Genomic DNA, 12,255 nt, shown 5'->3' with positions numbered 1-12,255 from the left:
GCAGCGGGGCGGGTTCCGCCTGCCACTGCCGCGGCGTCGGCCCGGTGCCTGAGGCCGCCCGCCCCGCGGCTACACGGTCTGCCGCGGTCGTTTGTGGAGGTCTGTCGGGGTGAAGCCGCCGGGGACTCGCGATTTACTCGGCCTGATCGTCTAGCCTGAGGAACGTGACACGCTTCAACAAGGCTGCCGCTCGCCCCGCGGCAGGGCACGGCATTGTCGGGCGCCTGCGGCGTCGGCGTGCCTGCCTGCCGCCGTCCTTGGCAAGCCTGGTACCTGCAGACGGGCGAGTGCTCGGGTCGGTGCCACTGGCCGACGACGGTCCCCGCTGGGCGGTGGCCACGCCCCGTTTTCTGACGCTGCTGGGCCCGGAGGGCGTGCAGGTGCACCGGGGCTGGCACGAGGTGGAGCACGGTCGGTGGGACGCGGACTCCTCGACCTTCACACTGAGCTGGTGTGATGACTCGCCGCCCCTTGTGCTGGTGGTGCCCGCGCAGATCAAGCAGGGGGAGGGGACGGCGTCGGTTGACGTGGCGCCCTTCGCTCGTGCGCTGCGGCAGAGAGTCGAGTCCGCTCTGGTGTACTCGGTCACCGGGAAGTTGCCCAGTGGCCTGCAGGCCACCGTGAGCGTACGCCGGGACAGTGGAGGACGCCTGTATACGGCCTCGAACCTGCCGCCGAGCAGGGCTGAGCGCCTCGACGATGGCGACCGTGCCGCCTTGGAGGAACTCCTACGCCGGGCACGTGACGGTGTGGGCCTTCCCACAGACTGATTTTCTGGCGCGATTAAGCCAATTCGCGAGGCGAGCCCGATTCGACGTCGGTGCCCGCGGCTTGCTAGAGTTCCACCCGCGTCAAACGCGATCCCGCGTAGCTCAATGGCAGAGCATCCGACTGTTAATCGGAGGGTTGTTGGTTCGAGTCCAACCGCGGGAGCCCAGCCGAGCCCCGGTCCCCAGCGGCCGGGGCTCCGTCGTCTTCGGGGGTCGGCGCGATGCCGGTGATGAGCCACTGCACCGGCACCCCTGTAGCCAGTGACCAGGCGTTGACGACGATCCGCCGAGGCTTGGCGACGCGGCCGCTCTCATAGGCGGAGATTGACGCGCGGCTGACGCCGATCTGCTCGGCCAGCTCGGCCTGCTCCAGGCACGCAGCCTCGCGCGCCTTCCGCAGGCGGTCGTGGATGGTGAATGTCGGGATGAAGCCGACTGCTGCGTTGATGGTCATGCGCTAACAGTATGACAGATGTCAACGATATGCAAGCGTTGCCGAGTGGGTGACGTTGGACGTCAAATCGTTAGCGACAAGAGTTGTCACACGACAGTTTGACCTCTTACGGTTATCGTATGACAACAGTTGCCGTAGACGTCATCAGCGCCGCCGAAGCCGCGCGAAGACTCAACGTCTCAGTGAAGACGGTGACCCGATGGTGCCAGGACGGAACCCTCCCATACGTCGGGAAGGGCGACTCTCCCCGCGGGCACTGGCAGATCGATCCTGACGCTGTCGCCCAACTCGCGGCCCAGCGCCGCGCGAAGATCCTCGCCTCCCTCCCCGCAGACGTCGACGCTGACGTCCAGACGCCAAGTGCCGCCGTCGTCGAGTCGGCTCCTGCGCAGGCAGCCGAGCCCACCCCCGCCCCGGCGTCGGCCGCCGGCTTCACCCCTGACCCGCCCGCGGCGGACTTCCACGGCATCGCGGCGGTCGAGCGGACGTGGCCCGCGCTCGCGGGCGTGTCTGCGGAGGCGCTGCTGGAGCACGAGCAGGCGTGCGAGTCGTGCTGGTCCCTGGATGACGCCGCCGCCCATCTCGCTGGCGACAAGGAGGTCGCGTGATGCGGATGCTGTCTCTAGCCGAGATCGCAAAGCGGGTTAGGCCCAAGCCGGTTTTGTCCCTGCGGTCCTATCGGTCACTCCGTGGGGATGCCGGCAAACATGATGATCCCGCTTTGCTCGTAGGTGTCCCGGCAGCGTTGAAGCGCGTCCCGGTAGATCGAGCTCTGCTGGATGGCGGCGATGTCGTCGAATCCGAGGTCGTGCAGGAAGGTCCAGGGTGTCTGCCCGGTGACGTAGGTGTTGGCGCTGTTCTCGCCGGTGCCCATGTGGATGCGGGCCCCCTGCAGCCCGCTGACCTCGGTCGCGAGGACTTCTTCGAAGACCAGCGCGGCGAGGGCGTCCATCTCGACGTTGATGGTGGGCGTGATGAAGCGGGACGCTCCCATGTCTCCTCCTCGGTAGGCGGTGCCGACGTGCCTGTTGCGTCGGCGGGTAGTGGTGCCTTGGAGCCTACCGAGGAGGCCCCGGCCCCGGGCCGGGACCAGAAGATCCCCTCCTCGGCGAGTGGTGATGGGGATGAGGCCGCCGAGGAGGTGTGCCCGTGCGCTGGCCGGCCTGACTCCTTCCGGTCGTGCTGCTGCGGGCGCGGGTGTGGGGGCGGCCGGTAGCTTGCCCGCCCCCACACCACCCCAGTCCCCAAGACAAAGAAAAGCGGCCGCCAGCGCTGCAACCGCTGGCGGCCTGAGTCGAGAAAGGAAAACTCGAATGACTCGGCCCCCATCTTACAAGCCCAGGCATCGGGTGGAAAGGCGCCGTCTGGTCGACGTCGTGCGCGCCGCGCTCCGCCTGACCACTGTCGAGGACAAGACCGCTGAGGAGGTGGTGTCGCGATGAGTGCGGAGAAGCGGATTGTGTGGGGTGCGTGCCTGCTGAGTGCGGGCATCGTGGTCGGCTGTGTGCAGGCGTGGCTGGCTGTGACGGGGCGTGCGCCTGTGGTGTCTGGCTTGTCGCTGCTGGCGCTGGCGCTGGGTGGTGCTGGCGCGTGCCTGATGCTGACGTCGTGTGACGTGGTGGAGGTGCCCGTGGTGGATGCGGAGCTGGCGGCGCTGGACGCGGCCCTGTCCTCCCCGGCTCCTGCCCCGGGTGCTGGTGGTGGCGGTGTGGGCGAGGATGCGCTGGCGCAGGCGGCCCGGATCGTGGACGGTGCGGTGGCGGACGAGGCTGAGGCGGTGGTGGAGCGGCTCCACAGCCAGCCGCACGCGCACCTGCGGCTGGTGCTCGGTCACGTCGGCGACTCTGACGGTGAGGATGCCGACGGCGAGGTGCCGGAGATGGTGTGCGAGCTGGTGGCGCCTGATGACGCCATGGGCCTGGCTGTCGGCGCGCTGGCGTCGCTGATGAGTGATCCCCACCGTGTGCGCGGTCTGCTGGAGCACCTGGCGTCTGACGGTGACGCCTCCGCAGTGCGCGCGCTGGCCTACCTCTCTGATGGGGGTGAGCAGCGATGAGCAGGACGGACAAAAAGCGGCTGGATTGGTCTCGTGGGCCGGTGCCGTGCGGGGAGTGCGGGCGCCCGATGCGGCCTGCGGGCCGCCCGGCGGATGACCCGGACTGGCCGGGCACTGTGCAGCACTCCAGCCGGGGCCTGTGCGGCACCTGCTGGACTAAGCGCCGGGCATCCCTCACGCCGGCCGCCGCCGCTCCTGCGTCTGCTGGCGCCCAGGCGCGGCAGGCCCGGCCGTCGCTGCGGCGCCTGGCTGGCCTGGAGACCGACTCCCTGGTGGCCTCGCCGTCGGTGGGCCGGGAGGTGGTGTGGCCGTGGCGGATGCTGCCGGGCGGCATGTCGATGGTGCAGCAGGAGCTGGAGTGCCTGGCTGACCTGGCGGACCAGCTGCGCAGTGAGGGCCTGGTGGCTATGTCCCGGCCGCGCCGGAGCGTGCGGCACGGGCTCGACGCTGCGCTCCTGCTGACGCTGGTGGTGCGTCCGGCTACGCCGGAGGAGGCGCGGGCGCTAGGGCATGAGCCCCACCCCGCCCAGGCCGGGGAGGCTGCCGAGTCTGCGGGGGTGGCGGCATGAGCCCGCGGCGGATTCAGCGGCGCCGCACCCGCGGGTGGCGGATGCCCGGTGGGGCGGTCTATGTCGGGCGCCCCTCCCGGTGGGGTAACCCGTTCGCCGTCGGCGGCGAGTACCGAGTGGACTCCGAGCCTGGAGCGGCTGCTCTGCTGGGCGTGCCGGGGCCGGGTGAGGCCGTGCTCCGGCCACAGACCAGGCGGGAAGCGGCAGTGGCGTACCTGGCGTGGCTGTGCTGGGACCTGGTGCTGCTGCCGGCCAAGACCGGGCCTGTCCCGCCACTGCCCGCCATCATCGTGGGGGAGCTGGCGGGCCGCGACCTGGCGTGCTGGTGCCCGCTGGACGAGCCCTGCCACGCGGACGTGCTGCTAGCAGTCGCCGCTGGTGATCCCCAGTGCGCTATTGAGTCGCTGGGGCTGTCTACGGTCGTGGAGCCCGAGGACGGGGTGCCGCTATGACCGCCACCCCCACCCCCGAGCCCGCGCTGGAGCTGCTGGTGCTGGCCTCCCCGGCCCTGCCGGTGATCCACCTGGGCCAGCCCGGCCCTGCCGTGGCCCGCCTGCGGGGCACCTACCGGGACGTGACCCGCCTGTGCACCCCCGGCCTGCGCATCCCGTACGTGGCCGAGGCTGTGCGCCCCGCCAGCACGGAGCGCATCCAGGGGGCGCTGGAGGACGCCCGGATGTGCCGGGCCTGCGCCCAGGCCCACGCCCGCCTGACCCGCACGGCATTGGTGCCGGACGGGCAGGGCACCGATTCACTACTCGCGCTACTCGACCAGGAGGACCCATCATGACATCTACTGCCGCTGCTGCCCCGCTGGGGGTGATGCTGCACGCCACCCTCCCCATGCCCGACCTGCTGACCGCGCTCGCGGCCGTGGTCCCCCATGTGGGGGCGGATAAGTCGGGGCCGGGCTGCGACCGCCTGCGCGTCGTCCTGGATGTCGCTGGTATGCGGCTGTGCCTGCTGGCCACGGACTCCGAGTCCGCCATCATGGCGGTGGTGCCGCTGGAGGACGCTGACGACGCCGCCACGGTGGATGGCCGCCGCGTGGAGAGGGTGGAGCTGGACCTCTCGGCTGGTGCTGCCAAGACCATCCACGCTGTCTTCCGCCGCGTGGGTGGTGAGACGGTGCGGCTGGATGTGCCCGCCGACGGGCGGAGTATCCAGGTCACCGACACCTCAGGGATGCTGGTGGGCCGGACGGTGCGGGTGGCCGCGATGGGCGAGTGGGGCCCGACGGAGGACGAGCAGCGCGTGGACGCCGCCGCCCTGATCGCCCACACCTGCGCGGCCCCGCTCGCTCTGCGCACCACGTGCAGCCTGCTGCCCAAGACCGTGGCCCGCTGGGCCCCCACCGGCAAGGCCCTCGGTGTGCTGCCGCTGCGCGTCACCGCCGACGGTATGGGCCTGGTCGCCTACGGGGACCTGGCTGACGCCAACAACCTGGTGGTGCTCGGCTGCCTGCGCGTGTACGGCACCACGGACGCCGTCCCCGCCTCCGAGGCCGCCTACGACGGCCCCGCCACCGCCATCCTGATGGATCTCCTCCTGGACGGTGCCCCGGTCGGCAGCGAGGCCACCGAGGACGCCTCCCACGCCATGATCAGCGAGCTGTCCGCCTGGCTCCACGAGCAGGACGACACCAACACCGACGACGGCGACTCCACCGACCCCGACGACGACCCCGTGGGTGGTGACGCGGCATGAGGATCACCACCACCATCACCCCTGACCTCGGCCCCGCCTGGGAGATCACCGCGACCGTCCCCGCCGAGCAGTACATGGAGACGTCGGCGTCAGACACGGTGGCCGCTATCCACCGCGAGCAGGACACCGCCGCATCCGTCCTGACCGAGATCGCCGCCTACGCCCGCGACTACATCCACCCCCGCACCCCAGCCGGAGCACCAGGCGACGTCACCTACCGCATGCACTACCTCGACGACCACAGGAGCGACGCGTGATGGGCACCCACGACCACCGCACCCCATGGCTCGACGTCTACACACTCCCGTCCTGCCCACAGTGCGAGCAGACCCTCCACCACATCGACCACATCGGCGCACGCCACCGGGCACGCCCACTCGCCGACCACCCAGACGCCCAGGCGCTCGCGGCCGAGCACCACGTGTCGTCTGCGCCGGTGGTGGTGGCTATGAGCCCGGTGGGGCTGGTGGCGGGCGTGTGGGGCGGCCACCGCCCGGACCTGATCCGCGCGCACCTGGAGGCGTTTTCCGACGTGCCAAGTGTGTGGGACGAGACCGAGGAGGCAGCGTCATGACCACCACCGCCGTTGTTGCTGTGCCGGTGTGGGAGGCGTCCATTGTGCTGGGTGCCGACCAGGTGCTCACGGAGAACGATCACAAGCACTGGCGATACCGGCATCCTCGCGCTAAGTCGGTCCGGTCTGTCTCGGAGCAGACTGCCCGGTTCACGCGGGCCCCGCGCCTGGAGCGGGCGCGGATCGTGATCGAGATTCTCTTCCCGGACCGGCGCCGTCGGGACACGCACAACCTTATGGCGACGGCGAAGCCGATTGTGGATGGGCTGGTGGACGCGGGCCTGCTCCCGGACGACGACGCCCGGCACCTAGCCGGCCCGCACCTGGAGGCCTCCACCGAGCTGTCCCCTAAGCGGTGGGGTCAGCGCACCTTCACGTTCAACATCGCCGTCTTCGACCTGGGAGAGGAGCCCACACCATGACCGCGACTGCGATCGCCGCCGACGGCGTGCCTGCTGACGTCGAGACCTGGCGGTTCGGCCTGCACGAGATCCGCACCCTTACCGGGGCGGATAGTGAGCCGCGCTTTGTCCTGACTGACTTGTGCAAGGCGCTCAGCCTGTCCACGGTCGCGAAGGTCGCCGAGCGGATCGACTCTGAGGACAAGGGTGTGAGCCTGATTCACACCCCCGGAGGTGTCCAGCGGGTCACGACCGTCACCGAGGCCGGCATGTACACCGTCGTCCTCCGCTCTGACAAGCCCGAGGCGAAGCGCTTCCAGCACTGGGTGACTCGGGAGGTGCTGCCTGCGATCCGCCGTCACGGCGGCTACCTCACCCCCGCCGCCGCCGAGGCCGCCCTGACTGACCCGGACTTCATCATCCGGCTGGCCACGCGGCTGAAGGAGGAGCAGGCAGCGCGCACCCAGCTGGAGGCCGAGCACGCCGAGCTGGAGGCCCGCGTGGAGGCCGACCGGCCGCACACGACCCTAGGCCGCGCGGTGGCCGACTCCGAGGGCCTGGCACTGGTCAAGGCAGTGGCGGACGTGCTCACCCAGGAGGGCATCGCCTGCAACCAGGCCGACCTGTTCGGCTGGCTGCGAGCCCACGGCTGGCTGTGCAAAGCCAAGGGCGACATGTGGAACCGGCCCACCAAGTGGGCACTGGAAAAGGGCTACGTGCGCGCCGTCGAGCGCACCGTCCCAACCAGTCACGGCACCGCCCAGCGGTGGACATCGAAGCTAACCGGCACCGGCCAGGAGGACCTGATAGAGGGCTTCACCACCGGCCGCTACCACTTAGACGAGAAAGGAACCCAATCATGACCGCCGCCGTTGGCTCGGTCGAGTGGCGTACCGCCGTGCGCATCCTCGCCGCGGACTACACGCGCGAGCTGCGTGTCCGCTACTGCGGCCAGGTGTGGGAGCACTACACGCCGATTTGCGAGGCCGCCGCTATGGATCTCACCGATGAGCTGGCCCGCGAGCCCGAGTGGCCGACCCCGGCCGAAGTCGAGTGGGCCACCCGCCAGCTGGCACCCAACCCACCCACCACTGACCCCGAAGAGGACTGACTAATGACCGACACAATCACCATCCGACCCACGTTCGCCGCCGAGGTGGAGCGGGGGACCTCGTTCGCCACCGGGGCGAGACCCGGCTGATCGTGAGGGCGTGCGAATACGACGAGGACCGCATCGTCATGTATTTCCACGACGGGTCCGACGTTCGCTGGGCCGACGCCATGGTCGACGTCGTCGTACCGCCCGGGCCCGAGCCCGCACCTGAGCCCGCCGGTAAGACGTCCCCACCGTGGCCGGAGGCGCCGGTCATCCGAGTCACTCTCGGGTGGCTCGAATACACCGTCTCCATTGACGGCCTCCTGGCCTTCCGCACCGGGGACGACACCTACACCGTCCCCGGCGTCGGAGACGTCATCCGGGGCCGTGTGGGTGACGGCATCGTCAGGTGGGAGGACATGACCTGCCTCCCCGCCCGCACCCTGACCCGCCTGGGCGACCACATACAGGCGCATGACGAGGCCTTCCATCGCGGCGTCTCCTCCGAAGACCTCCAGGAATGGACCCGGCACATCGTCGACGTCGCCCGCGTCCTCACGATTGAAGCCGCCGCTCAGCAGGAGGCCGAGGCCTGATGGCTGGAGACACGATCATCACGCTGATCGGCAACCTCACGGGCGATCCGGAGTTGCGGTTCACGCCGTCGGGTGCGGCGGTCGCCTCCTTCACCATCGCCTCCACCCCGCGCAGCTTCGACCGGCAGGCCCAGGAGTGGCGCGACGGGGAGACCCTGTTCATGCGCTCCTCCTGCTGGCGCGACGCCGCGGAGAACGTGGCCGAGTCGCTGACCAAGGGCACCCGCGTGATCGCGCAGGGCCGCCTGGTCCAGCGCTCCTACACCACCCGCGAGGGCGAGAACCGAACCGTGGTGGAGCTGCAGGTGGACGAGATCGGCCCGTCACTCCGGTACGCGACCGCCCAAGTAGCCCGCAATCCGCGCGGCCAACAGCAGGGCGGCCACCCCGGCCAGTCCCAGCAGCAGCCGGCCCAGCAACCCACCAACCCGCCCGCCGGGGACGACCCCTGGGGCGTCGGCCAGGCCGCCAGCACCAACTTCGGCGACGAGCCCCCGTTCTAACCCACAGGAGACCCCATGGCCGACATCGTCCTACGCGAGCTCCTGCACCTCGCCGTCTACCTCGGCTTTGCCTTCACCACCTACTACGTCGTCCTGTCCCTACTCCGCCGCGACGAAAGGAAACCCCAAATGACAGACCGTCACCCGCCCGAGCCCACCAACACAGGCCCCGCCTACACGGTCGGCAAGATCCTCGGCGCTCTCATCCTCACCGGCCTAAGCGCCGTCCTCCTGTCCGCGCTCGCGGCCCTGGTCATCGTCATCTGGCGGGCGGTGCTGTGATGCTGACCGCCACCGACGCCGCCTACCTGCACCGCATCGCAGCCATCCTGCCCGGCAAGCACGTCGACCGCGCCCGCGGCATCGCCTCGGACATCGAGCTGCTCCTGGCCCGGGTCGAGGACGCGCTCTGTGTGCTCGACCACGCCACAACCAGCCCAGAACGGCGCCTCGCCGACATCCGGGAGCTGCTCTCCCAGTGCCTGGTGGCTGAGGACACCCGCGTGGAGGAGCAGCGGAGGTCCCTCTCGTGAGCGCTGCACAGGTCTTCGCCTACTGCCACGACTGCCGCGAGCTCAACTACGGCGTCCCCGACCGAAACGGCGTCTACACGCGCGATTCCGCCGCCTCTAACCACTGGGACCACCACGTGACTGTCCTCAACGAGCCTGAGCGGCACGCCGCGCCTATCCGGCTCGCGCTCGTCAAGCTCCAGGCAGGAGCCGAGATCACCGACACCGAGGCGGCCCTCGCGGCCCTCGCCATCCAGGCGGGCGGCCTCAACCACCCGCCCACAACGACGACGGCGGACGACGGGGAGCGCACGGCCCGCAAGGTCGATGCCGTTGCCCGCCTGCTCGCCCCACCCGCGCCGGCGGCGACACGCTGCCCCTCGTGCGGCACCCGCCACGCCAGCCAGCCGCCGCCCGGCAGCCCATGCTGGCGCACCCGCCTCCGCCACACCCACGCACGCACTGTCAGGAGGCTCTAATGCCTGATTCGCCTTCGTCTCCTACCCGCGGCCCGCCCGCCTGAGTGCGGCTGGCTGCTGTCCCCTTCGTCTGTCCGCAGGAGGTGCTGTGAGCTACTTCAATATCGACGATGACGCGCCCAATCACCCAAAGCACAGGGCGCTAATAGATCGAGGCCTCGATGGCGATTTGAAGGCGCTTGCGGCGGGCTACTTGTGGACTTTGATGGGTGCGCATCTTCGTGGCGCGTTCACCGATGGTGCGGTCACCAAGCGGGACTTGTACCGTGTGATGCCTGGCCCGTTGGTTGAGGAGCTGCCTGCCTATCTTGTGGAGGTGGGGTTGTGGCATGACCACGACACTTGCTGCGAGAGGTGCAAGCGCCCCAAACCGGGGGAGTGGGTGTACCACGACTGGGCGCAGTGGTCCCAGCGCACTGGCGACCAGGACCGCCTGCGGCGGGCCTTGCAGACCGAGAGGAAGGACTCCGACCTGCACGATGCCATGTGGGAGCGTGATCGGCTCCCACGGGCCCGTGCTGGGGACGTTGAGACCGCCTTGTGCGTCTACTGCCGTCGCCTGCTGCGCAGGGACACTCGTAAGGGTCCGCTGCGTCCGGAGATGGACCACGTGTTCGCCAGGCCTTTTGGGCTTGACGGTGTGGCTATCGCCTGCCAGGAGTGCAACCGCTCCAAGGGCAACCGCTCCGCCTCGAAGGCGGGGATGAACTTCCACCCGACGCCGCCGCACGCTGCTGCGCTGGCCCGCCGCGCCAAGGATCGATCGCACCCCGGTGAGGGGTTCGCGGATCTCCTGGAGCAGGCGTGGGCAACGCCGCCGGCGCCCGGCGAGACCGTCCCCGACGTCGGCGTCCGGAACTCTCACGCGCAAGCGTTAGAAGAGCCGGTCGACGCCGGGTGGTGGGAGCCATCCCAGCCGGAGGATGACGGGAGCAGTGTGCCCAATTCCGGGCAGGAGGGCGCGCAGGAGCCGCGTGGGCGGGCTACCGGTGCCGGAGTGCACGCCGGTACCGGTGCGCCCGCTGACGCCGCCCAGGGCGCCCAGGAGGACGCTCCCGTGGTCGACGCGGCCAGCGCTTGCGCGCCCGAAGACACCGGGGATCCCGTGGGCTCCTCGCGCGCGCGTACGCGTACGGGCCCGCGCGCAGACGCGCGTGCGGCCGCGCGTGCGGCCGACGTTCGCGCGCCCGACGCTCTCCCGCCCGTCAGGGCAGGGCAGGGCAAGGCAGGGCCAGGAGAGGAAGGGCAAGGCACGGCACGGCAAGACAAGGCAGGGCAGGGCACGGCAGATCAGGACAGGGCGCGGCCCGGCCGTCGGCGACGGGGCAGGCGCAAGCGCAAGTCTCAGCCCACCTGCCCAACCCATGGCGACCGGCTTCCCTGCCGTTTGTGTCAGGAGGAGGATCTCTCATGAGTGCTTGTGTCTCTGGCTGCACGATCCGTGGCATGCACGCTCCGGACTGTGACGGCACCAGCACGGACCGGGCGGGCCAGGTGGTGGAGTGCCGGGGTTGCCTGCCCAGGCCGGCGGAGGACGGCGCCTGCCTGTGCTCGTGGTGCGTGGGCCGGCTGACCTCGACGGTGGCGGGCCTGCCCGCTCTGGTGGATCACCTGCTGCTGATGGCTGAGCCGTCGGTGTCCTCCCCGTCCGGCCACACCGACACCGGCAGCTCGGCGCGTCCGGGTGAGGGCATGCTCTACCCGGCTCCGCTGGTCGCCGTGGATGACCTGCACGCCATGCTCACCACGTGGTGTGGTGAGGTGGCCTCCGAGCGGGGCGTGCCCGCGCCACCGGCTGGGCTGACGCGGTGGACCGCGCCGGACGCCGACGGCGAGGCCGAGCCCATCGGCCCCACCACGCCCGGCGCCACGGCATTGCTGGTGGAGTGGCTGGCCCCGCACCTGGAGTGGGTCACCGCCCAGCCCTGGGCAGGCGACATGCTCTCCGACCTGGCGACCGCCACTGCTCGTGCGCTGGCCAGGTGGCCCATGGCCGAGCCCGAGCGGCGGGTCACGGACGTGCGCTGCCCGCACTGTGGCTGTCTGTCGCTGGTGGTGATCCCGCCCTCGACGGCGGGCGCGTCCGTGACCGTGCGGTGCACGCTGCCTGCCTGCGGGCGGGCGCTGGGCGAGGAGGACTGGCAGCACACCAGGGCCACCGCCCTTGCCCGAGCCCAGGCCGTGGGGGCGGCATCGTGACCGGCGTGGTCGGCCCGGACGGCACCGAGTGGATCCCCGCCGTCACCGCGCTGGACCGGGTGCCTGGGCTGTCGTATCGGACGCTCCAGTCATGGTGGCAACGCGGTAGCGTCCGGTCTCAGCGAGTAGGCCGGCAGGTGTGGGTGGCCTGGCCGGACGTGCTGGAGGTGGAGGCTGCCGCCCACCTCGCCGGCTGGCGTCGGGGTGGCTTTCGGCGTCAGCGCGCCGATGCTTGACCAAGATCCGCCGTCATTGCATCATTGGTGCCAGCGGGACCAGTGCGCCCGCCACCCGTGCCCCGAGCCGATGCGGCCGGGGTTTTCGCATTCATGCAGCTAG

23 protein-coding genes and 1 tRNA gene are annotated in these 12,255 nt (G+C 70.4%); 22 read left to right on the top strand and 2 right to left on the bottom strand.

Annotation, left to right across the window (positions count from 1 at the left end; translation table 11 throughout):
- The first annotated feature begins 164 nt into the window (after positions 1-164).
- Together CWT12_RS06670 and CWT12_RS06665 are read left to right on the top strand one after the other, a co-directional pair.
- Positions 165-770, top strand: coding sequence for a hypothetical protein (locus CWT12_RS06670; protein WP_237564064.1), 606 nt, complete (start codon positions 165-167; stop codon positions 768-770).
- A gap of 91 nt (positions 771-861) precedes the next feature.
- Positions 862-933: transfer RNA gene (locus CWT12_RS06665), tRNA-Asn, on the top strand.
- Here the strand turns inward: CWT12_RS06665 and CWT12_RS14680 are convergent.
- A complete protein-coding gene (locus CWT12_RS14680) occupies positions 895-1,224 on the bottom strand; it encodes a helix-turn-helix domain-containing protein (protein WP_161925340.1) in 330 nt (109 codons plus the stop codon). The two genes, CWT12_RS06665 and CWT12_RS14680, sit on opposite strands and share 39 nt — an antisense overlap.
- 119 nt (positions 1,225-1,343) lie before the next feature.
- On the opposite strand from CWT12_RS14680, the gene CWT12_RS06655 reads away from it, so the two are divergent.
- Positions 1,344-1,832 (top strand): helix-turn-helix domain-containing protein, encoded by a 489-nt coding sequence (locus tag CWT12_RS06655; RefSeq protein WP_161924192.1) that lies wholly within the window; start codon positions 1,344-1,346, stop codon positions 1,830-1,832.
- 74 nt (positions 1,833-1,906) lie between these two features.
- Here the strand turns inward: CWT12_RS06655 and CWT12_RS06650 are convergent, their stop codons facing one another.
- Positions 1,907-2,218, bottom strand: a complete 312-nt coding sequence (locus CWT12_RS06650; protein WP_161924191.1) for a hypothetical protein — start codon at positions 2,216-2,218, stop codon at positions 1,907-1,909.
- Between the two features lie 319 nt (positions 2,219-2,537).
- On the opposite strand from CWT12_RS06650, the gene CWT12_RS14345 reads away from it, so the two are divergent.
- From CWT12_RS14345 to CWT12_RS06560, 19 genes are all read left to right on the top strand, one after another.
- Entirely contained in the window at positions 2,538-2,666 is a 129-nt protein-coding gene (locus CWT12_RS14345; RefSeq protein WP_272927741.1) for a hypothetical protein, read from the top strand.
- The gene (locus CWT12_RS06645) at positions 2,663-3,280 is read left to right on the top strand and encodes a hypothetical protein (protein ID WP_161924190.1); all 618 of its coding nucleotides are present in this window, start codon (positions 2,663-2,665) and stop codon (positions 3,278-3,280) included. Before CWT12_RS14345 ends, CWT12_RS06645 begins: the two co-directional genes overlap by 4 nt.
- 68 nt (positions 3,281-3,348) lie before the next feature.
- Positions 3,349-3,849: a hypothetical protein gene (locus CWT12_RS06640; RefSeq protein WP_161924189.1), complete on the top strand. Its 501-nt coding sequence runs from the start codon at positions 3,349-3,351 to the stop codon at positions 3,847-3,849.
- Complete coding sequence (locus CWT12_RS06635) at positions 3,846-4,301, top strand: DUF4326 domain-containing protein (RefSeq protein ID WP_161924188.1); 456 nt, start codon at positions 3,846-3,848, stop codon at positions 4,299-4,301. Before CWT12_RS06640 ends, CWT12_RS06635 begins: the two co-directional genes overlap by 4 nt.
- On the top strand, positions 4,298-4,639 hold the full coding sequence (locus CWT12_RS06630) for a hypothetical protein (protein ID WP_161924187.1): 342 nt from the start codon (positions 4,298-4,300) through the stop codon (positions 4,637-4,639). The genes CWT12_RS06635 and CWT12_RS06630 overlap by 4 nt, the downstream gene beginning before the upstream one ends.
- Entirely contained in the window at positions 4,636-5,556 is a 921-nt protein-coding gene (locus CWT12_RS06625) for a hypothetical protein (protein ID WP_161924186.1), read from the top strand. Before CWT12_RS06630 ends, CWT12_RS06625 begins: the two co-directional genes overlap by 4 nt.
- The gene (locus CWT12_RS06620) at positions 5,553-5,813 is read left to right on the top strand and encodes a hypothetical protein (protein WP_161924185.1); all 261 of its coding nucleotides are present in this window, start codon (positions 5,553-5,555) and stop codon (positions 5,811-5,813) included. Before CWT12_RS06625 ends, CWT12_RS06620 begins: the two co-directional genes overlap by 4 nt.
- Entirely contained in the window at positions 5,810-6,130 is a 321-nt protein-coding gene (locus CWT12_RS06615; protein ID WP_161924184.1) for a glutaredoxin family protein, read from the top strand. The genes CWT12_RS06620 and CWT12_RS06615 overlap by 4 nt, the downstream gene beginning before the upstream one ends.
- On the top strand, positions 6,127-6,552 hold the full coding sequence (locus CWT12_RS06610; RefSeq protein ID WP_161924183.1) for a hypothetical protein: 426 nt from the start codon (positions 6,127-6,129) through the stop codon (positions 6,550-6,552). Before CWT12_RS06615 ends, CWT12_RS06610 begins: the two co-directional genes overlap by 4 nt.
- Entirely contained in the window at positions 6,549-7,394 is an 846-nt protein-coding gene (locus tag CWT12_RS06605; protein ID WP_161924182.1) for a phage antirepressor KilAC domain-containing protein, read from the top strand. Before CWT12_RS06610 ends, CWT12_RS06605 begins: the two co-directional genes overlap by 4 nt.
- Entirely contained in the window at positions 7,391-7,642 is a 252-nt protein-coding gene (locus CWT12_RS06600) for a hypothetical protein (protein WP_161924181.1), read from the top strand. Before CWT12_RS06605 ends, CWT12_RS06600 begins: the two co-directional genes overlap by 4 nt.
- 92 nt (positions 7,643-7,734) lie before the next feature.
- Positions 7,735-8,223 (top strand): hypothetical protein, encoded by a 489-nt coding sequence (locus CWT12_RS06595; RefSeq protein WP_161924180.1) that lies wholly within the window; start codon positions 7,735-7,737, stop codon positions 8,221-8,223.
- Positions 8,223-8,726 (top strand): single-stranded DNA-binding protein, encoded by a 504-nt coding sequence (locus CWT12_RS06590; protein WP_161924179.1) that lies wholly within the window; start codon positions 8,223-8,225, stop codon positions 8,724-8,726. Before CWT12_RS06595 ends, CWT12_RS06590 begins: the two co-directional genes overlap by 1 nt.
- A gap of 15 nt (positions 8,727-8,741) precedes the next feature.
- Positions 8,742-9,008 (top strand): hypothetical protein, encoded by a 267-nt coding sequence (locus CWT12_RS06585; RefSeq protein WP_161924178.1) that lies wholly within the window; start codon positions 8,742-8,744, stop codon positions 9,006-9,008.
- A complete protein-coding gene (locus CWT12_RS06580; RefSeq protein ID WP_161924177.1) occupies positions 9,008-9,259 on the top strand; it encodes a hypothetical protein in 252 nt (83 codons plus the stop codon). Before CWT12_RS06585 ends, CWT12_RS06580 begins: the two co-directional genes overlap by 1 nt.
- Complete coding sequence (locus CWT12_RS06575) at positions 9,256-9,717, top strand: hypothetical protein (RefSeq protein WP_161924176.1); 462 nt, start codon at positions 9,256-9,258, stop codon at positions 9,715-9,717. The genes CWT12_RS06580 and CWT12_RS06575 overlap by 4 nt, the downstream gene beginning before the upstream one ends.
- A 382-nt stretch (positions 9,718-10,099) precedes the next feature.
- Positions 10,100-11,131 carry a hypothetical protein gene (locus CWT12_RS06570; RefSeq protein ID WP_161924175.1) on the top strand — a complete coding sequence of 344 codons (1,032 nt, stop codon included), beginning with the start codon at positions 10,100-10,102 and terminating at the stop codon, positions 11,129-11,131.
- Positions 11,132-11,163: 32 nt separating this feature from the next.
- Positions 11,164-11,916, top strand: a complete 753-nt coding sequence (locus tag CWT12_RS06565) for a hypothetical protein (RefSeq protein ID WP_161924174.1) — start codon at positions 11,164-11,166, stop codon at positions 11,914-11,916.
- The gene (locus CWT12_RS06560; protein ID WP_161924173.1) at positions 11,913-12,152 is read left to right on the top strand and encodes a hypothetical protein; all 240 of its coding nucleotides are present in this window, start codon (positions 11,913-11,915) and stop codon (positions 12,150-12,152) included. Before CWT12_RS06565 ends, CWT12_RS06560 begins: the two co-directional genes overlap by 4 nt.
- The last annotated feature ends 103 nt before the right edge of the window (positions 12,153-12,255 follow it).

This window comes from Actinomyces sp. 432 (assembly GCF_009930875.1).
Taxonomy (GTDB): Bacteria; Actinomycetota; Actinomycetes; order Actinomycetales; family Actinomycetaceae; genus Actinomyces.
The sequence above is the reverse complement of the archived record's forward strand: the minus strand, read 5'-3'. Positions and strand labels throughout refer to the sequence as shown.

Coding starts and splice junctions, on each gene's coding strand:
- CWT12_RS06565 (WP_161924174.1), top strand. CDS start 11,164: ATGCACGCTCCGGACTGTGACGGCACCAGCACGGACCGGGCGGGCCAG.
- CWT12_RS06625 (WP_161924186.1), top strand. CDS start 4,636: ATGACATCTACTGCCGCTGCTGCCCCGCTGGGGGTGATGCTGCACGCC.
- CWT12_RS06620 (WP_161924185.1), top strand. CDS start 5,553: ATGAGGATCACCACCACCATCACCCCTGACCTCGGCCCCGCCTGGGAG.
- CWT12_RS14680 (WP_161925340.1), bottom strand. CDS start 1,224: ATGACCATCAACGCAGCAGTCGGCTTCATCCCGACATTCACCATCCAC.
- CWT12_RS06600 (WP_161924181.1), top strand. CDS start 7,391: ATGACCGCCGCCGTTGGCTCGGTCGAGTGGCGTACCGCCGTGCGCATC.
- CWT12_RS06585 (WP_161924178.1), top strand. CDS start 8,742: ATGGCCGACATCGTCCTACGCGAGCTCCTGCACCTCGCCGTCTACCTC.
- CWT12_RS06655 (WP_161924192.1), top strand. CDS start 1,344: ATGACAACAGTTGCCGTAGACGTCATCAGCGCCGCCGAAGCCGCGCGA.
- CWT12_RS06590 (WP_161924179.1), top strand. CDS start 8,223: ATGGCTGGAGACACGATCATCACGCTGATCGGCAACCTCACGGGCGAT.
- CWT12_RS06630 (WP_161924187.1), top strand. CDS start 4,298: ATGACCGCCACCCCCACCCCCGAGCCCGCGCTGGAGCTGCTGGTGCTG.
- CWT12_RS06650 (WP_161924191.1), bottom strand. CDS start 2,218: ATGGGAGCGTCCCGCTTCATCACGCCCACCATCAACGTCGAGATGGAC.
- CWT12_RS06645 (WP_161924190.1), top strand. CDS start 2,663: ATGAGTGCGGAGAAGCGGATTGTGTGGGGTGCGTGCCTGCTGAGTGCG.
- CWT12_RS06605 (WP_161924182.1), top strand. CDS start 6,549: ATGACCGCGACTGCGATCGCCGCCGACGGCGTGCCTGCTGACGTCGAG.
- CWT12_RS14345 (WP_272927741.1), top strand. CDS start 2,538: ATGACTCGGCCCCCATCTTACAAGCCCAGGCATCGGGTGGAAAGGCGC.
- CWT12_RS06610 (WP_161924183.1), top strand. CDS start 6,127: ATGACCACCACCGCCGTTGTTGCTGTGCCGGTGTGGGAGGCGTCCATT.
- CWT12_RS06640 (WP_161924189.1), top strand. CDS start 3,349: ATGCGGCCTGCGGGCCGCCCGGCGGATGACCCGGACTGGCCGGGCACT.
- CWT12_RS06580 (WP_161924177.1), top strand. CDS start 9,008: ATGCTGACCGCCACCGACGCCGCCTACCTGCACCGCATCGCAGCCATC.
- CWT12_RS06635 (WP_161924188.1), top strand. CDS start 3,846: ATGAGCCCGCGGCGGATTCAGCGGCGCCGCACCCGCGGGTGGCGGATG.